12 protein-coding genes and 1 pseudogene are annotated in these 18,000 nt (G+C 59.2%); 5 read left to right on the top strand and 8 right to left on the bottom strand.

Features of this window, described 5'->3' with window-relative positions:
- Nucleotides 1-111: 111 nt before the first annotated feature.
- The 3 genes from E9536_RS42000 to E9536_RS40770 form a co-directional block, all read right to left on the bottom strand.
- Nucleotides 112-1,959 carry a hypothetical protein gene (locus tag E9536_RS42000; protein ID WP_211097541.1) on the bottom strand — a complete coding sequence of 616 codons (1,848 nt, stop codon included), beginning with the start codon at nucleotides 1,957-1,959 and terminating at the stop codon, nucleotides 112-114.
- A 972-nt stretch (nucleotides 1,960-2,931) separates the two neighbouring features.
- Complete coding sequence (locus E9536_RS40775; RefSeq protein WP_136473269.1) at nucleotides 2,932-3,549, bottom strand: hypothetical protein; 618 nt, start codon at nucleotides 3,547-3,549, stop codon at nucleotides 2,932-2,934.
- 604 nt (nucleotides 3,550-4,153) lie between these two features.
- On the bottom strand, nucleotides 4,154-4,345 hold the full coding sequence (locus E9536_RS40770; protein ID WP_211097540.1) for a hypothetical protein: 192 nt from the start codon (nucleotides 4,343-4,345) through the stop codon (nucleotides 4,154-4,156).
- Between the two features lie 547 nt (nucleotides 4,346-4,892).
- On the opposite strand from E9536_RS40770, the gene E9536_RS40765 reads away from it, so the two are divergent.
- The 3 genes from E9536_RS40765 (at nucleotide 4,893) to E9536_RS40755 (ending at nucleotide 6,630) form a co-directional block, all read left to right on the top strand.
- Nucleotides 4,893-5,174 (top strand): hypothetical protein, encoded by a 282-nt coding sequence (locus E9536_RS40765; RefSeq protein WP_136473267.1) that lies wholly within the window; start codon nucleotides 4,893-4,895, stop codon nucleotides 5,172-5,174.
- A 302-nt stretch (nucleotides 5,175-5,476) separates the two neighbouring features.
- Complete coding sequence (locus E9536_RS40760; RefSeq protein WP_136473265.1) at nucleotides 5,477-5,770, top strand: hypothetical protein; 294 nt, start codon at nucleotides 5,477-5,479, stop codon at nucleotides 5,768-5,770.
- Nucleotides 5,767-6,630, top strand: coding sequence for a hypothetical protein (locus E9536_RS40755; RefSeq protein WP_136473263.1), 864 nt, complete (start codon nucleotides 5,767-5,769; stop codon nucleotides 6,628-6,630). The genes E9536_RS40760 and E9536_RS40755 overlap by 4 nt, the downstream gene beginning before the upstream one ends.
- 118 nt (nucleotides 6,631-6,748) lie before the next feature.
- Here the strand turns inward: E9536_RS40755 and E9536_RS40750 are convergent, their stop codons facing one another.
- From E9536_RS40750 to E9536_RS40730, 5 genes are all read right to left on the bottom strand, one after another.
- On the bottom strand, nucleotides 6,749-7,555 hold the full coding sequence (locus E9536_RS40750) for a hypothetical protein (RefSeq protein WP_136473261.1): 807 nt from the start codon (nucleotides 7,553-7,555) through the stop codon (nucleotides 6,749-6,751).
- A gap of 547 nt (nucleotides 7,556-8,102) precedes the next feature.
- A complete protein-coding gene (locus tag E9536_RS40745; protein ID WP_136473259.1) occupies nucleotides 8,103-9,197 on the bottom strand; it encodes a hypothetical protein in 1,095 nt (364 codons plus the stop codon).
- Nucleotides 9,198-9,497: 300 nt separating this feature from the next.
- On the bottom strand, nucleotides 9,498-11,249 hold the full coding sequence (locus E9536_RS40740; RefSeq protein WP_136473257.1) for a hypothetical protein: 1,752 nt from the start codon (nucleotides 11,247-11,249) through the stop codon (nucleotides 9,498-9,500).
- A 490-nt stretch (nucleotides 11,250-11,739) separates the two neighbouring features.
- Nucleotides 11,740-13,581, bottom strand: a complete 1,842-nt coding sequence (locus E9536_RS40735; protein WP_136473255.1) for a hypothetical protein — start codon at nucleotides 13,579-13,581, stop codon at nucleotides 11,740-11,742.
- Between the two features lies 1 nt (nucleotide 13,582).
- Entirely contained in the window at nucleotides 13,583-16,156 is a 2,574-nt protein-coding gene (locus E9536_RS40730; RefSeq protein ID WP_136473253.1) for a hypothetical protein, read from the bottom strand.
- 431 nt (nucleotides 16,157-16,587) lie between these two features.
- On the opposite strand from E9536_RS40730, the gene E9536_RS41995 reads away from it, so the two are divergent.
- Together E9536_RS41995 and E9536_RS40720 are read left to right on the top strand one after the other, a co-directional pair.
- Nucleotides 16,588-17,283, top strand: coding sequence for a GIY-YIG nuclease family protein (locus E9536_RS41995; RefSeq protein ID WP_211097539.1), 696 nt, complete (start codon nucleotides 16,588-16,590; stop codon nucleotides 17,281-17,283).
- A gap of 341 nt (nucleotides 17,284-17,624) precedes the next feature.
- Nucleotides 17,625-17,882: pseudogene (locus E9536_RS40720) on the top strand (transposase); the annotation flags it as partial.
- Nucleotides 17,883-18,000 lie beyond the last annotated feature (118 nt).

The following is an 18,000-nucleotide window of genomic DNA, read 5'->3' as shown; positions in this document are numbered from 1 at the left end:
CGTGCTCACCCGACTGCCCACGCATCGTGCCAACGACATCGCGTCGCTGCTTCCGCATCGCTGGACGCTCGCCGTGGCTTGATCAGCGGCACCTCCCGAGCCTCGGTGCCTTTACCGGGTGCTTACGAGTAGCTTCACAAATCCGGGTACCCACTCGCGTGCCGTCATAGCATCGGCTATCGCGATTACGGCCCGAGATGACGCGTCCACCGTGAAGGGCAATTGAAGCTTCGTAGCGCTTCCGGACGCCGAGAGATTTATGACGTACCGGCCGCCCGCAAATTGGGACCATTCAACCGGGAACTCCACGGCAAATTCCAACTTGCCGAAATAGACGTCCACCCCCTCCTTGGTTGTTCGGCTTGCCCCGGTCCACTGCCAGTATGGTTGACTCTCTCCCTGCAAGGTCAGTGATGCTGGGCCATGCTTTATCGTCGTCGATTGCCCAGGGTGAACGGAGAACCCAAAGGTATGCAAGGCAGGCGCATCCAATAGTTCCTCAACCTCAATTCCGACTGGCTCGAACCGACTCAAACAGGTGTATGTCCCGGGCGCGATGATGACTGGCACTGCCGGGTTGGCCTGCAGTTGTACCGCACACTTGAAGCGCCCCGCGTCCGTGAAAAGCAGCAACCGATTTGGCCTGCTGTCCTCCCAAAGTTGGCACCGGGACGATTGCATCCCGGCTCTCTCCTTGATGATGACCTCCCGCGTAAGAGGATTGCTCAACGGGACAAAAGCATCCTCAATGTTCGATTGATGTAGCTGGACTTTGCCGTCTACCTGAAACTCAAAATCACGCTCGTCTCCACCGGGAACAAATATTCCCACTTGCCCATCATTGAAGGTGACATACGGGAGCGACGCACGACGAAATGCATGTGAGTTCCCCTGCCGCTCGAATGCCCGCGCCATCGCCCGTTCGAGAGGGTTGCCCGGCTCAACGGCAGCCGAAGTACCCTGCGTCGCGCTAACGCGCAGGAAGGCCTGTGTGTAATACCCTTTCGCGTCGAGCGAGACCGCCTTCCTTGCAGTCATGCTAAACGGTGGGTTCAGCCGCTCCTCCAATGCCCTCTGCCAACTCATTATTGCGTCCGGGTCGTCACCGTCTGGCAAGCCAAGCCTTCGCGCGAAGGAAAGCATGCGTTCAGCCAGGTCATCAGCAAATGCAAGCGGGACCCCGGCCTGACGCAAATATTCGTTGGCCATGAAATGCGGCCCGGAAACTAGCGGCGAAGGCTCAAACCCTAGTTCGAGAATCGCTCGCCTAAACCCCCGCCAAAGGACCTCTCGCTGTTGCTGGGAAGGAGTCCACTCTGCTCCTATCGCTCGCTGGATGTGGGAATAGAGTTCAAAATGCCCGTCCCGCCCCATCCCCTCCATAATGCAGGCGGTCAAATGGACAGAAAACAGTGCGGGAAAGCGGCGAAGGTAATCGGTGTACATGTCTACACCGGGATTACCCAAGGTCAGCAAGTCGATGCTAGTGATAACTAGGGGAGGTAGGGCGTCTCTCATCAGCCCCAAAAACGGCACGTCGCTCAACTTGATTGCCGCTCGGAGGCATTCTTCCGCCTCCGCCAGATGTTGCAAATTCATTTGGCCCCCAATTCTCGCTTCTTTTCGCATGGCTATCCGCCAGCAATTCTTCTCGAGTCGATTGCGCTCATGCCATGCCGGAGGCCATTGCAGCAATTCTACTCGCGCATCCGCCTCGGGCGCGTGGGGATTCGCCCTCACGGTCATCTGCCCCTCTCCCTCGGCCGTTGCCGGTCGAGAAGAAACGAGCGCCCAGTACGAGGCGAGCAGGTTATCAACGGTGTCCGCCATGCGGCCATGGCCACCGGCGGCAAGGATACGCTCGCGCACAACCTTTTCCGGTGCCTGGAAAACACTCCAGCGATTAACGAAGCGACAGGCAAGACATGGCCCCGAACGGCGGGCTTCGCCTTCGGTCAACTGGAGAGCATCGACCTAAGTGCGATTGAACATCGTTTCGTTTGCGCCGCCGAACGTGACCGTGACTGCTTGCCTCAAGTCGTCAAATTAGTCCGGCCGTGTCACGCCGTAACGCTCGCTCTCCATGTTAACGGTTGAGGTATCGCCTACTTTATGGAGATGCCCGTTTTTGTTTTTCTACTCAACAAGTGAGTCCTTGTGCTCCCGTTCGCCAGTGAGCGCGACAACCGGTTATGGCCACCTGCTCTGTTGTTCGCCCGTTCTACCGCCGTCCGGACCGTTCGTAGCACGGCTGGCTCCCTGACTATAGGGCGGCACCCAACGGAGGCTTGACGGCGACAGGAACTACGCACAAGTTGCCTTCCGGCAATGACAGCCTCGGGACCATGCCAAGGGTCTAACCCATGCATGTTCGAAAATCAGAAAAGCATGCCAGGGGCTGTCGCCCAGTGGAAGGGGCCTTGTACAAAAACCGATGTCCGAACCTAATCGCTCACCGCCTGGTACTCCTGCTCCAGGAGGGCAACGCCCTCCCACGTGCTCTTCCTCTCAAGGCTGCCGCTGGTTGCCCCAGACTTGCTCCACAAAATTAGCCCCCCCCCTCGAGTTGAACCTTCCTCCGCGATACAGCACTGCATGCTTTAGAAGGCGGGTTCCCGCACTTGCACCCGGTGGTAGGCGTGGGCGACTCTTTAACCTATCTAAGTTAACAAAAGACTCTCTTAATAAGAGATTTGGTTAACCTTATTTGTTGCTTCATCCAAAGTGCCTGAACGCCTTATCAGCCCAGCGTCCCAGCCTTTTCGGCTGTTCACGCTTTTACTATCGAGTTTCGACCGCTTTACTACTCCCGCATTCGAGGCCGCGCGACCCGTTTACTACATCGCCCAACCGCACTCTACGGTCCGTTTTATCGCCATTAACCTGTCGTTCATCCACGAGAAATCGCGAAAATGCAGTGAACCGAGCGTCCTAGTCAGCGAGGGTGATTTTCAATCGCTCCTGTCCGCGACTGTCAGTCCTGAAGGTGAATGCTTTGACGAGAGGTGAGAAACTCAGTGTTTGCCGATTGGTGGAACGGAAAACCGGCTTTCCCTTCTTGTCGGCCCCCATCGCCACGCCCTTCCCTTCGGTATGTACGGCCTTCCCTCGTGCGCTTTTCCGCACCTTGCCACAAACCAACACTTCAAGTGCTTCGGTCAGCTTCGCTTTCACATGACTCCCGCTACGGGAGGTGAGTCCCGCTATCTCGGCCAGCCTGGCGACCGGCCACTCTGTCTCCCGCCCTGCTTCGGACTTCAGCAACAGATAAAGGTGACTCGCAGCGCCATTAGGAAGGACGGCAAGCGTCCGGAAATCGATGAACGTGCGAAAGCGTTGCATGGCGTTCATCAACGTGGCCAGAATCTGGACCTGCCAGTCTGCTCTTTTTCCGGCTTGGGGCACCGTGAGACTGGTGACTCGACGACCAATGAGGCTTGCCGCCTCTTCCACATCGAACACGCCTTGTTCACGGATGCGGATAGTTGTGCCGGCGAGCGCTTCCAGCGCATCGTAAAGACGCCGCAGGCTGATGTTGTTATTGACCATCCAAGTGCCCTGATTACGGCTCTCGGATTGAATCTGACATTCGCGCCGAGGACCGCATCATACGATTTCACCATCGAGGAAAGGTAAATCAGCACCTTGAGGTGCGTCAGATTCAGCGGTATCTCGCCTCGCTCTACAGCGACCTCGCGCATACCGAGTACCGCGAAAATCTTCAGTCCGACCGTCGTATCTGCGAATGCCGCCGCGCGGACGAAACTCGTCGGAACGGCACCGTGGCCGGAGAATACCTCGTAACACGGGGTGACGATGCTGTCCGCTTGCGCGACGACGTCGACGGGCCTAGTTGCTGGGTCAGCTTGGCTTGCCGACGTCATTGCGCCCGCTTCAGGTGCCGGCCGCTCCGCTCCGTCCGATAGGAAACGAGCAACACTGTACCAGTGAGCCTCAATGGCTCCATCAAGCCCCTCCTGGCTCACATAGTCGTAGATTGCGTCGACGAGCCTTTCACGGCGTTCCGCAGTCATGCTGGAGATGATGCGTGTCGCCTCCGCGCGAGCTGCAACTGCGCGTTGCGCGTCCGCATCACGCGACGCCCGACTCAGCAAGGCTGACAACTCATTCGCAGTGGAGTCGAGAAACAACATCATCGGGCCGCCCCGCCGACCAGTTCAGCAAGCCAGGCGTCGACATCGCATTCGCGCCAGCGCAGTAACCGTGTGCCCGGAATATGCAGGCGCGGCGGCACCGACAAGGGGTTTCGCCGAAGGTCTTTTTTAATCGTCTCCGGACTGCGCCCGAGCAGCGCCGCCAGTTCGTCGAGGTCGAGAAGTTTCATGGTTGGTCCCAGAGAAGCAGTTTTTCGGGACACGCGAGGGTCGTTCGATGCCAACACGTGCCGTTACGTGCCAGAAGACGACGTAACGGCACGTGTAGAGCGGTGCGTTTATATCCAACCCTAGAAAAGGTTCAACCCGGCTCGATGCATACTGCCATCCCGAGCGGCATGCTGAGCGCAACGCCGCCCCCTTCGGCACCCCAGGCGGCATCCATTGCGAGCACAACCGAACCGGTGCAGTCATAGCCGCAAACCGCTGGGTATCGGTCGGTTTGACCGGGCATGGGTGCTCCTGCACACGACGGCGTAGATGCTTCGCTTTTCTGGACCTTCGGATGCGTCAGAAATTAGAGCATCCGTCTAGCCTGCCCATTTTGCCCTTGCGTCCAATAAGCTACGCTTATTGTGGCGGCACTTACCGTCCCTGCGCCCCCTCTAAAATAAGGAGACTTTATTTATTTAGTTCACGATTAACGAAACAATATCTTGCTCTTGAGACAAAAACCCGATATCGTTGTGCCATGTCACAGATATGGAGAGTTGGGATATGGAACGCCATCGCGAGCTGCTGCTCCAGCAGGCCATGGACACCGTTTGGCTGACGGGCAGCGTTGCCATCCGCTGGGACGAGTTTTACCTCTGGACCGGTGTGCAGCGCATCGCCAAGAAACCTTGGCGTGTGGTCTACCAGGTGTGGGAAGAGCTCTGTGCTGAGCAGGGCTATGACAATGCCCTCCCGCTGTCCGTCCTATCGCTCGACCACGCGGTGGTATTCCGGCGCGAGCCTTTCGAGAATGAGAGGGTCAACTCGCTTGAGAACCTCACGTGAAACCGCGTCGAGCATCCCGTGAACGGCGCCAGAGGAGGTCCTCGCGCGCGTTCGTACCCGCAAACACCGCAGCCCTATTTCTCAACAGGAGAGAGTCAGACTGGCTGCCGGCGTCACTACCACCGGTTCTCGACGGTGCCTATCTCACCCGTGGGCTGCACGGCCTGGCCATCTGCCAGTGGCGCTGCAATCGATGGACGCTTGTACGCGGTGAAGCAGCGCCCGCGGAATGGAAAGGTATTGATGTTCGGCTGACTGACGCGGAGGAGCGGACACTCAAGTCGCAGCTCTACCACCGAGACATGTCTGCAGCACTTCCTCTACTCCGCGATGCCATGGCCAGATACGCTCCATCGGCGCAGATACTGGAGTCTCGCAGGCGCGTATCCCTGCTCGCCCAAGACGTTTTTTTGACGCAAAGAAAGCGAATCTGCCGTTACTTTGTCATGCTTGCCCAGGACCCTGATGGAAAGCGCCTGCTGACGGCAAACGACCGGAAAATGTTCGCACCATTTCTTCAAGGAAAAACCGTTCGCAGCCTGATTGCAGAGATGCAGGAGAATGTGGCCGCGTTCGAAAGGGGAATCGACCTGTGAGCACTGTCCTCGAATCACTTCGCGGCGCCGCTGAAGAGCCGGAACGCGGGGCGACGGCCCACACCGCCGTGCTCGACCCCGACCGTCGTAAAGACACGGGTCTGAGGTCCGGACTTATAGCGGAGAAAGACGCGCTGTACATGGCGGATTACGTAGGCACTATTTTCCACGGCATCCCTGCGCTGGCGTCACTGCGACTCGGCGACGAGGTGCCCTTTTACGAAGTCGCGCTCCACGGCAAGGTATATCGCGCCCTCGCGCGCCCGGTGCCAGCCCATGGCCCTCAAGACCGTGGCCGAGACGTGAAGTATGAGCTTGCGCGCTCGTATGCTGAAGGCCTTCGACAGGACGGATGGCTGCTCGAGCCTCCGACTGCCATTCCGAACACCTTGCGCGCGCTGGTACGGGAACTCCAGGATGTCACCGGCCTGACCGTCAAAGACATCGTCGACAACGCGTTCAGCATCCTGAACTATCGCCGCCATCACGGTGCCCAGTATCCCAACTCGATGGAACCAAAGGGTTACGGGTTCAGGGAACTATTTCTCATGTCGGTCGACGGCGACGGCAGCCTGAAAACCCTCTATGAAACGCCCTCTGGCGTGAACCCGGAAAAGTGGACGAACTTTCTGCGCGTGCTAGACCGCAAAGAGAGTGTTTCCCTTCGTCAGTACGCAGTGTCCGGCATGGTGCGACGGGAGTATGGCGACGCGGGCACGGAAGCCATGCGCAATGCGTTGCGCATGCGTGACGGAGTCCTTCACCAATACCCGCCGATGCCGTCTATACCCTTCCTGGAGCTTTTCCCGCTCTCGGATTACTCGAAGCTCGAGCGTACCGTGGGTGGCGAGCAGCGATAAGCCGGGAGGCGTCGAGGGGCAACCAGGGTGTTAAGGTGGGAACCAACTCAGGAGCATTGGCTTCGCTTCAGAAACATCGAGCTAGCCCGCACTCCGACCGGAGGCTCCCCCTTCTGCATCACATGATGACCTGTCCGCGGTCGCCATATCCATGCGGCGCTACGCTCATCTCTGCCAGCGATGCTGTCGCCGGCCGGGTCCCATGGAAGGTGCCCTCAGCGCTTTGCAGCCACGCGCCGCGGCTCCGCTCCAGAAAAACAAACCCTGTGGCAGAGCCTGCCTGCCGCTCCGAATCCCAGCGAACGGGCCCGTCCGTGGGCTCGGCCGTCGCGTAGACCACCAGTTCGTCATAGCCGACATCGCGGACGAAACCCGCTCCCGGCATGCCGTTTGCCAATGTGAACTCGAAACGATGCTCCCCGTAGGGCTCCTTTGGCCAACGGTTGTCGCCAGGGCGAAACGTGAAAAGCTTGTGCTCGAGTGCAGCATTCACGGCGCTCACTAGTAGGTTGCGCCACGCCCTCGCGCGCGCACTCTCATATTTCACGGGCGAACCGTTTTTGCAGACGGTCGAAATCAAAGTGGTCTCGTGCGCATGTGGGCGTTCGACGTTGACTTTCTTGGCTCTCCCGGTCTTCTTATCGGTGCCCCAACGAACTTCGATGAAGTCCTCGAAGGAGAACTTCTCGGGCACCTTGTAGCCGAGGTCGCTCAAGCGCTGCCTGAAGGGCAACTCGTCGAGAAGCACGATATCGGCATCCGTCGCAGGAACCACAAGCGCAGCAAGCAACGACGCATGAGTGCGAAAACCTAGCGCACTGGCAAGCGCTTCGGTCAGGTGTGACGACTTGATAGCAGGGAACGTCTCGCGGGAAAGCTTTTTGAGATTCGCAAGCGGAACCTCGGACAGCACAATGCTAGCCATGGAATGACTCCGGTTGTCGTCGACGTTTCCCGATTACGCATCGACCCGGTAGGCCGGCGTGTTGCTGTGAAGATGGGCACTGCGCTCCTGCTTTAACCCGGGAATAGGTTGGGTGCAGGGACCTTGGACGCATTCTAGCGAGTCACCCAACCGCTGACAAGAACGGAATTTCTTGACGTCGACAGCTTGTCAGCCCGGGCGACGGGAGCGCCGCCCGGTCACCTCACACCGTGTCCAAACACCGCTACCCATGCCACCCTCCTGTTGCCGAATACTAGGTTCGTGGACGGGCATTGGGTCCGTCAACGGAAACCGACCCTCTCACTGGAGAATCAACATGGCACACGGAGCAGGAAAGAGCTCAAACGGAAACACCTCAGGCGGAAAGACAGGCAGCCAGTCCGGTACTGCCAAGGGCACTGGCGGCTGGCCCAGCACTACGGGACGCCCCTCCGGCGGCGGCAGAACCAATGCGCCGGCGCGGTCGCAGTCGAGCTCGCAAGGCAGCAAACGATAGGCGGGCGAGAACGCCCCCGCTGTCAGCGCGTTATGCATCCGTGATTCGGGCCCGGTGGTACGTGAACCAATGTGGGTAACGTCCTCGGGCCCAGTCGCCAAAGGTGCTGTAGCGGTGGGGAAATCGCAGCCACAGTGGCTCATGCTGTTCGGCTGCTGGATGCGTTGCCTCAGCAAATTGCCGCTGCGTCAGTTTCACGAATCGAGTCGAGTAATGGCCCAGCAGGTTCAACAGCTTTGTGGCCCAATACAGCCATTCCGCCCATTGCCGGTCCGCCTCGTTCGGGCAGAGTGCCACGAGCAACCTTAGCCACGCGAAGATCGGTATCTGCTGGCCACGACTCCAATTCTTGAGTGTCACCAGATGAACGGGCGTACCGACGAGCGATAGCCGTGCCTCAATCTCGGCAAGCGTGCTCAGCCCGGTGGCCTGCCTGAGCCATTGGAAAAACAACGCCGGCGGATTCCGATTAGGATGCTCCGGGTCTTGCAGGAGCGCGGAAAATATCGGTTCTTTGACCTGGTCGCTGACGCCAAGCTGAACATCCAACGCGGCGAGGCAACTGAGCTCGACCTCCATCGCGACTATGAACTGGAACGCGAGGATGTCCTCATCATCCTTCACCCGCGTCAGCGCCTGCACGGCGTCGTCCCACACCAATGACTTGAGCACTGGATTCACGCCGAGCAGTTGTGCGCACACGCCGTAGTCCCCTCGCCTAAACGCAGCCTCGGCGGGCCGTGATGCGCGCTCCAATGCAAGTCGATATTCGTTGCTGTAGGTCAGTGGCTCCGTGCGGACGGCGTAGAAGGTTTCCCACGGCCCCTGTTCGGCAAGGATGTCGGCGGCCGCCTTGTCCCCGGCGGCAGCCCGTCGCAGCTGGGCCGTAATCTCGATAGGCCAGTCGGGCAACGCATCGAGAAGTGCGTCCAGGAGCTCTGGAGACTCCGTGTTATCGCGTAGCGCACGCTCCAATCGCTTGGCCCTCGCCTCGCCAAGGGCTTCTCTCAACATCGCCTGCATCGGATGTCCACTGAGCTTCATGAGCACAGTCGGGTCGAGCAGGAACAATCCCGAGAGATGCGGTTTTGCGGGCTTGCCTGTGAATGGGGTTGCGAAGTTCACGCGTACAGAACGAGTGGAGCCTAAAGGAAGGGTACACCATTGCCGAGGTCCATCAGTCCCATGACTGACGTCCTTGCTGGAATCGTCCCGACGGGGGCCGTAATCCCAATGCAGACCAAGCGCGAAATTACGCCCCTTGTTGCCCATCAGCCCCCCCGAGTTCGTACCAAGGCTGTGCCCTCTGCCAGTCCGGCTCTACAGCGTCGCCCCCTGAGTACCGTTGACCCAGTATCGCAACTGTACATTGCACAATTGGATTGTGAGTTCAACAATCCGTCTTGCACCTCGGCATGACGGCCATCACACGCAAACTCCGCTTTTTCGCGCTGGTCGGAAGAAGTACGGTTTGAATTCAGTATCCGACCAGTCTACCGTCGGAGGTTGACGACGGTTTCCGGATAGGAGTAGCCATGAGTCAGTGAGTCGGCGGGCAACCAGGACGTTGCGCGGCAGAATTTCGCTAGTGGGTGCAAACTCACCGGTGTGATACGAACCGGAAAATAGCCGCGATACTGCAGCACCGAGTTCGGCCAACCGTGTGTCGTCCCACGGACCGTGGAAGAAGCCGGGATTTTGCTCGCACATCGCGTCCCAAAGGCTCTCCTGCTCGTCATCCTCGCATTCGACCGGTTCCCCTTCGTGCTCGGAGAAATGCGCGTCGCCCCAGCCCCCTTGTTCATCGTCCGATTCCGCCTCTTCGGAGAACTCAAAGGGGTCTTCGGTTTCGTCTAGGTTGGCCTGCTCACACGCGAACAGCCTGAGCAGCGTTTCCAGCAGCGACTTCGCCGCCGGAGAATCCGGGTTTCCAGAACTTCTTTCAAATAACCCTCGGTTCGCCAGGAGTTCGGTCACATCGCGCGCATCTCCCAGTTCCTCCTCGTCGTCCCACACAAGGTACCAGTCCCGGGGGTGAGTAAAGACGACAAGTCTATCCGGGACACCTGTCAACATTGCACTATGCGCTTTGTGGCCGGACCACGCCCTGTGCAAAAAACTGCGCAAATCGAGCTTATCTTCGTTAAGGAAGAACTCTACATGCGCCTTGCCATCAGTGGGGTCGACCAGCATGGCGTAGGCCAAGGACATGGATGAAGTCAGCTTCCAGCGTGACTTCTTCAATGTCCCGTTCTTGAGATACCAATTTTCCAGTAGGGAGATGAAGAGCCAATGCTCAAGCTTTCCGTGAACCGAATTCACAGTGCGGTCAGGTGTCTCATCCTGACTCAATCGAGTCTGTAAAACGGGGGCTCGCTCGTCTTCATCGGCCCCAGGGGCCAATGACGTATCGCATGCCGCCGCTTCTGTCCACGTGTGCCAGGTGGAAAACGTTGCTTCCTGCAGGGGCAGTTGCGAGCGGTGGAGCAAGTTGAACTCCTCAGGTGCCTGAGCAAGCCTTGCGACCGGCTCGCGTACGCTTTCAAGCGCGCGCGCCAACTGAAGTGGGTCCGCCAAGGCGTACACCCACAGATGAACGGACACGTTGACGACATTGGCGTTGGAATAAGACCGCTCGGGCTCGCCGCATAGGCGCGGAACCCAATCTGGACCGAGATATTGCGAAACGATTCCTCGGTGCGGACGCAAGAGGTCCTGGAGTTGATGCGGCGCCCAAACCTGATAGTCGATTCCCTTGGCAGCGAATCGAGCTTTTTCCTTTTCCACCGCCTCCGCCAGGCCACGTTCGTTCACCGACGACCCAACAGCCAAAACAAATCGATGCACATTTTTAGGTGCCCAAAACTTCTCCAGATGGTCCAGAAAGTCGTCCGACCAATCGGCGAGTTGAGTCACGGTTACCTGTTCGTAACACTTGCTCGACGCAACCGCAATACCGTCGCCGGATTTCAGTTGCGCAAGGGAATCGACTCCGTATTGTTTCTGCCCGTGAATGCGGAATGGTTCCGCCAACCTTAGGTCCGGCTCTTGGCCAAGGAGTGCACGCGTCAACTCCTCGAAAGCCTCCCAGTTCATCTCGTAAAACTTGGGAGGGTCCGACCGGTTCAAATTCAGTGGAACGGAGGCACAAGCGTCGTTGTTTTTGGATTCAGACAAGAGAGTCTCCGGTGGCACGTGACACACGGTGCCATTTTACTCAATCAGGGCGTGGCCCCGACTACGAGAAATGCCCGACGCTTGTCACTAACCCGTGAGAGGCGACCCGCTACCCGCCCTGCCCGGTCACAACGCTCCGTGTCCAAACTCCGCTAACGGAATGCAGCGACTGCACGGAGACGTCCGGCTGACCAAGGTCAAGACGAGACTGCGTATTTTCTAAGCCGCCTACTCGGCGGTTACGACCCGTGCGCTGCGTTCACAAGAAAATAGCGAGACGATTTATATCCTAGCCGATACCTTCTCCGCTTACCCGCGCACCGCCCTTTGCAAGGACTTGAACGGACTGTCCTTTCCTGAATCCGCGGCTTTATCGATGCAGGATGCGCTGGCATCGGTACGTGTTTCGCGCCCCGCGGCAGCAGCCCTGGTCGTCCAGCTGGCGCTTTCTTGCCATGAGTCTCTGGAGGTGCAGACTCGTCCTGGCCTATCACGCGACCGCCGGAAGGTCCTGAGGGACACTCGTCGGTGCCAATGCCGGCCCGGACTCACCCGTGTGCGATGCTGGAATGAATTCGGCCGCGCGTTCGTAGCCCTTCGGTGTCACCTTGAACGCGTGCATACCCATTGTTTCAGCTTTCTTGAGCAACCCCGTCTGCGTCAGCAGCAGCATGGCGCAGAGCAACCGGTCCGTCAGCACAGGCGGCTTAAAGGTTGTTTCGCGGTCGAGGTTGAGTTCAATACCTTCGTCGCCGGGAACGAGAATGTAGCGTTCGCGCGGATTGGTGGGCTCAGTCTCGGCACGCTCACGCGCGACCTTGAAATGCAGATTGACGACGAAGTCCCGGACTATCATTGAGAGGAACTCGTCCGCGGGGCGAGCGGCGTATCGGTCAGCCAGCTCGGCCAGCCGCTGTGGCGCAAGCCGGTCCCGGCCATCGGCCAGTCGATATGCGTCGTTACCTTTCCAGTTGCCGGCCTCAACAGCGCAATATGTCAACGCACCGAGCACCTGATACACAGCCTTCCGTGCCCCGCTCTCCGAGCGAAACCCAATATTCTTCTTCAGCTCCTCGAAGAGGACGGGAAGGCTCCTGATGGCCGGCTTGGCATGCGCTACGGCGCCGGCTTCATAAAGCGTATCGGCGCTGCCCTGCCCGGTTTTCCATCGATTCAGCCAGAAGCTCAGGGGCGATTGCGCGTGCTCTCCGTCAGACGCCTGGTTAGCAACTGCGTCGGCCACCTGCTGGATTCGATGTGCATCGGTGACCATGAGGCGCCTCGTTTCAACCTCGGTGAGGCGCAAGAGCGTCTCCAGAGCCAGTTTCAAATACTGCCGGACCTGAAGGCTGGCCCAGACGCCGCGCGCCTCAATCAGCTCGGCAATGTCAACCTTCGTCCCGTCTGGCGCGAGCCCGCTCCCCATCGCATGCCGCACGATTTCTTCCGGAACATAGCCTTCGACAACGCCAGGGCCCTTTTCGGCAGCGATAATGGCGCGCAGGACAAGTGTGATGCCCTGGTGGCGATACCGCCATTCCTCACCCAGGTCTTCGGGCTGGGCTCCAGGCGACGGTAGATATCTATTGAGAAATGCTTCCTGCTCGTCCCGATGGGGCTTATCCAGGCGCAACAACGGATAGAGCTCCGGAACTCGAGCAGGCACTATCGACAGGTCTTCCGGGTCCGCCAGCCACTCTGCCAACTCTCGCATTCTTTCTGGGTCGTCACCCCGGGGAATCGCGTCGCTCCGATACTGGGCTACGACTTCATCGAGATGCTTCGCGAAGGCATCTGCAAGCTCTTTTCCCGCGCTGGTCAGCTCGTAAAAGCCCTTGATTTGAGTGGAGTGCGCGAGAAACCGTAAGCCGTTGATGATGCTCGGCCTGTACTGGGGAGCGGTCATCAGATAGGCGCCGCGCGCCGTGTTGACGTTGCCTGTTGCCTTCTGTTTTTCCTCCTGTGCCTTGCTGAGGATTTTCGCGAGCCGCAACGTAGCGGGCTCGTCCCCTTCGGGCCATACCCGTTCAGTGCCCGGCAGGCCGCTACGCTCCGTGCGGTTACACCACACCAGCAGCAGGTCAATTTTCTCCAGTGCTCCCGCGCAGAGCTCGCGCCGCTCCTCGGCCTTTTCCTTGGGTATCGCGTCGGCACGCTCGCTCGCCAGCCTGACCATCCAGCAAAAGGCCGAATACACGCGGATGGAGTCCACAACATTGTTGATGCCGAAGAACAGCGTCCGGTAGAGGGACATGTTCGCGTTTTGCAAGCCGAGCGGGTCGATGATGGTCGCTGTCTTGGCGCGCGTGGTAAAAACGGGGGCTGCGTGCATGTCACTTGTTCCAGTCGATGTACAGTTCGTGCGGCACATTGAAGCGCTGAAGCTCCGCGTTACGAATTCCCGCGAAGACCGGCTTTCCACACGTCGGGTGAATCGTCACCCTGTGTGTCTCGAGCGCTCTCACTTCACTGACCCCGTGTATCGATTCTCCTTTGCAGTTCGGACAGCCCGGTTTCCTCGTCGTCGGCAGCTTCTGCGGAATCACGCCAAAAGAAGGCTTGCCTTTCGATGGCGGGCTGGACTTCAGGGCCAGCAAGCGCTCAAGAATGTGCTGATAGCGCGGGTTGGGCGGAGTGACTGCCTGTGCGTCCCCGAAAACAGAGCCGACCATCTGCTCCAGTTCTTCCTGCTGGGTTAGGCCGGCAACTATCGTCGCGGCATGTGACCGGAGCCGCTCATACGCGTCGCTCGGCACACTGTCGAACGCGTCCGACGCGAGTCCTTTCTCGAGCGCCGCGAGCCAGTCCTCAAGCGTTAGCTCGCGCAATGCAAACTCCTGCAGCTGTTCCTTCAGCGCACCTGTCGCAAGCGTCGGCGAAATGTCGAATGTGCAGCAAGCGAACGTGCAGAAGACGGAAAGAAGCCGCTCGCGGTTATCGTCATCGTACGCATAACCCGTGTACTGCGTCAGCCAGTCGCCAAGGCCAAATGGGTCCGTCGCGACAAAGGCCAGCGCTTCAATGCTTCGCGCGGGTGGCAGCGTGCCGCCTGCCTTGACAATATCGATGTGCTCACCCAAGACGTCGGCCGCAGCGCTCGCGACGATGCCCGACACTATCGGCGCGGTGGCGTCTTTTTCCAAGGCCGCGGGAAGCTTTTCATACATTGCCTCCCACGCTTTCTGCTCCTCGGGTTCGTCGGGTTTGTCCTTGCCTGACTCCTTCTTCTCCGAATCGATAATCACAAGCTTGCTACGGGGGCCGCGCGAAAGACTCGAGGAAAGGATACTGGCGGTCAGGCTTTTGAAAGCAGCCGCCATCGCTTGCTCGGCCGTCTTCGGAGGAATGCGCAGGCCTGGCTCGTCATCAGGACGCCAGTCGTTATAGGGGCGCGGTTCGATGCGTCTCGGCTTGTTTGGCGGCGCCTTGCTCGCTTCGCCCTCTTTCGGACCGGACTCGTGTGCCCCCGTGGCATCCTGCTCTGGTTTGCGATGCAGGACGGACACCATCCAGTGCAGGATGGGGAGCAAATCACGGTTGTTAGGCTTCGCCCCCTGCTTGATGCGGCGGATAGCGCGATGCAACGCCTTTTCCCAGGGGTTGGCGTCGAGTTCAACCTCGACGTTCAGCCAGCCCGTCACTGTGAAGTCACCTGCCTCGAGGCGCAGACGTCGTGCGCCCTCCTCATCCGGGAGTATCTGGCCGGGCGCAGCAAACGAGCCGTCTGCCTGGATAGGCACCCCTTCAATCGGTCCACATTCAAGCTCGTCCTCGCGCCACACTTCAAGCGTGGCCTGCCGCTGCGCCGGACACGGCGAAACCGTACCCGTGATGCTGCCGTTTGACAGCCATTGGGCGTCGAGCGCCGGCGCCGCGTGGCCGAGCTTAGGCGACTTAAACTCGCAGGCCTCGAATTTCGCGTTCGCAAGTTCGTCGCCTTCCAGCGCCTTCCAGGTGAACGGGGGCTGCTCGAGCTTGCGCACAAGCGAAAGCTCGACATTCTCACGGCCGAAAAGACTCTGCTTGGTGGCATTGACCGAGTCCGTCATCACCATGCAACCGGCAGACCCGCGGACTTCGAAGATTTTCGCGTGAGCAAACCGGTGCAGTTTCGGACCATCCGGCACCACGAAACGCGTCCCTGGGGGTAGGTTGTGCTTGTCCTCGACCCGAATCACGTATTTCTCGCCGATGAGTTGCGCACCCAGAGCAATTTCAGGCACGCCACACAATTCAGCCAGTTCACATACGGCGTTCGCCTTAGGGTCAAGATACGGGCCGTATGCAGCCAACGTGGCTGCATCAGGAAGCTGTTCAAGAACCAGTTCTGCAAACTGGTTTCCCGCAGGCCCCTTCAGTGTATGGACCAGCCAGGCGGTCGGATTCTGCCGTGCATTGACGGGTGCAAGGGCCGCGACCTGGCGCGCACGCTGCGCGTAGTACCGGAGGCTGGCCGACGCTTTTTCGGAGAGCCCCGGCGTCTTTGCAAATTGCTCGGCAAAGTCTGCGAAGGCTTCAAACACCAGCGGGTGTTCGAGCGCACTGACGGAGTCAAGCACCTCGAGATTCGCGTTCTGGCCTTGCGCCGTCAGATTGCCGCTACCGACCACAAGGACGTCGGAACCGGAGCTGAGTTCGAGGTAGGCAACCTTTGGGTGGAAGAATCCACCAGATGCCTGACGGACCGGAATGACCCGATATTGGGTGCCAGCGTAGAGACTCGACGTTTCGTCCGTCGACTTGCAGGCTTCGCGCGAATCGACGAGCATGTCGACCTTCTGGCAGCCGGAGACCCTCAGGAGCGGCAGGCAGAAGGATTCAAACCAGTTGGCGCTGAAGGTGAAAGTGGTGAACATCGCGCGGCGTGGCCGCGCCTCGTCTATGATGGCCTGAAGTCTCGTCTGCATTCGCTTCCCCGATGGCCGCTTTCTGCAGCCTTGTTATCGCCGTGCAGCAGTGATTTTAGACGTCGGCAATCAGGGTGACGTCGTATGGCATACCCTGCTTCAGCTGCCTCGCCGCTTCCTAATGTCTTTCGCCGGTCGCTGCCTGAATGCGCTGACCTCCCCCGGGAAGAACGTCAAAGATGCAACAAGCGTGCATCGCGTTGGGATGACCTGCGTTGCTCCGAACAGCCCTCATCCGCGCATATTTGGCGTATAAACTGTGACCCTGTGCAAAGCCCTGCGTGAGTCCAACGAACAGACTGGTCGATATCGGCTTCCAGGTAGCCGGCCACTGGTTTCTTAAGGACGGTGCTCTTCATGTGGCCATCCGGCAGCACGGCGAGTAGCGCAACATCCTATATGCATTCGTTTGCGACGGAGACGTGAAATATGTGGGCAAGTCCACGCAGACGTTCAGAAAACGCATGGCCGGCTATCTGTCGCCGGGCCCGACGAGCACGACCAACATCCGCAACAACAAGCGCATCCGCGAGCTGCTTGCGAAGCGCGTTGCCGTCGACGTTTATGTGCTGCCCGACAATGGACTGATGCGCTACGGGGCGTTCCACCTCAACCTCGCCGCCGGTCTCGAGGACAGCATCATCGCCGAGCTTGCGCCGGAATGGAATTTCAACGGCCAGCGGCTGGCTCAAGGCCAAAGAGAGCGCGAAACAACGGACAGGGCCCCCATGGCAGGGCTGTCACCCCATGAACTGGAATGCGGCGCGTCGGCGCCCGAGCCCACGGCGTCGTTCGAATTCACGTTGCAGCCGACGTACTGGAACCAGGGCTTTTTCAACGGAGGCGTCGCGTCGTCGACACTGCTCGGCGCTGATGGAGACACCATCGAGATTTTCTTCCGCGACGAAGCGCAGCCCGTCTTGGGAACGATTAACCGGACAGCAACCAGCAACGGGTCACCGCGGATATTTGGCGGTCCGGCGCTGCGTGGACGATTCCAGACGCTGCCGCAGATGACGCCCATGGTCGTCGAGGTCCTGTCTCCGACATCCATCAGGATTCGAGCGACAACGCGGAAGCGAGCGCTCCAGGTTCCAAACGACAATCACGAACGCTTGGGGGAGTGATGGAGAAAACGGATGTCGGGCGCTTTCCCGGCGCCCGCGCTATCACTGACCACGAACGGTGGCCCACAGCCCTTTGCCCGCAACGCTGAGTCAGGAAGCTTTGCGGCGACTGCGCTTTCCTTGGTCTATTGCTGCTCTGGCAATTAGGTCTCCCGCGTCTGCAGCCTTGTGAATCAGTTCCGCCGACTCTATGCCGTCTTCCGCTTCGTTCGGGTAGCGCGAAAGCAGCAATGCCAGGTTAGTCGTGCACCGCATATCACCCTCAGCCATGCCCGCACTGGACCGGCCAGCCTTTCGTAGACATCTTCGAGCCATAATTTATGGCAACCGAGGAGGTCAGGATGAGCGGCAAGCGGTACACGGATGAGTTCAAGATCGAGGCAGTCAAACAGGTAACCGAACGGGGTCATTCGGTGGCGGATGTGGCGCAGCGGCTGGGCATCACGACCCACAGCCTTTACGCCTGGAAACTGAAGTTCGGCAGGCCCGACGTCGTGCGGCAAGCGGAGCTGGATCAGAGCGCCGAGGTTCGGCGACTGAAGGCCGAGCTCAAACGCGTGACCGAGGAGCGCGACATTCTAAAAAAGCCGCGGTGGATTCAACCGGTCATCGCAACACCTTCTGGTCTAATGTCGCCCCAGGAGGTAAGGTAGGTGAGCAAGAAGAAGCGGTGTGGGCTATCCGCCGAACAAAAAGCGTTGTTGTGGCAAAGATGGA

Origin of the sequence: Burkholderia sp. LS-044, from assembly GCF_004803625.1 — a bacterium.
GTDB lineage: Bacteria > Pseudomonadota > Gammaproteobacteria > Burkholderiales > Burkholderiaceae > Burkholderia > Burkholderia cepacia.
Note: the sequence above shows the minus strand (reverse complement) of the source record. Positions and strands in the feature narration are given on the sequence as shown.

Excerpts from the sequence above, each read along its gene's own strand:
- E9536_RS40735 (WP_136473255.1), bottom strand. The coding sequence starts at position 13,581 with ATGCACGCAGCCCCCGTTTTTACCACGCGCGCCAAGACAGCGACCATC.
- E9536_RS40765 (WP_136473267.1), top strand. The coding sequence starts at position 4,893 with ATGGAACGCCATCGCGAGCTGCTGCTCCAGCAGGCCATGGACACCGTT.
- E9536_RS40770 (WP_211097540.1), bottom strand. The coding sequence starts at position 4,345 with ATGAAACTTCTCGACCTCGACGAACTGGCGGCGCTGCTCGGGCGCAGT.
- E9536_RS40760 (WP_136473265.1), top strand. The coding sequence starts at position 5,477 with ATGTCTGCAGCACTTCCTCTACTCCGCGATGCCATGGCCAGATACGCT.
- E9536_RS40775 (WP_136473269.1), bottom strand. The coding sequence starts at position 3,549 with ATGGTCAATAACAACATCAGCCTGCGGCGTCTTTACGATGCGCTGGAA.
- E9536_RS40730 (WP_136473253.1), bottom strand. The coding sequence starts at position 16,156 with ATGCAGACGAGACTTCAGGCCATCATAGACGAGGCGCGGCCACGCCGC.
- E9536_RS40750 (WP_136473261.1), bottom strand. The coding sequence starts at position 7,555 with ATGGCTAGCATTGTGCTGTCCGAGGTTCCGCTTGCGAATCTCAAAAAG.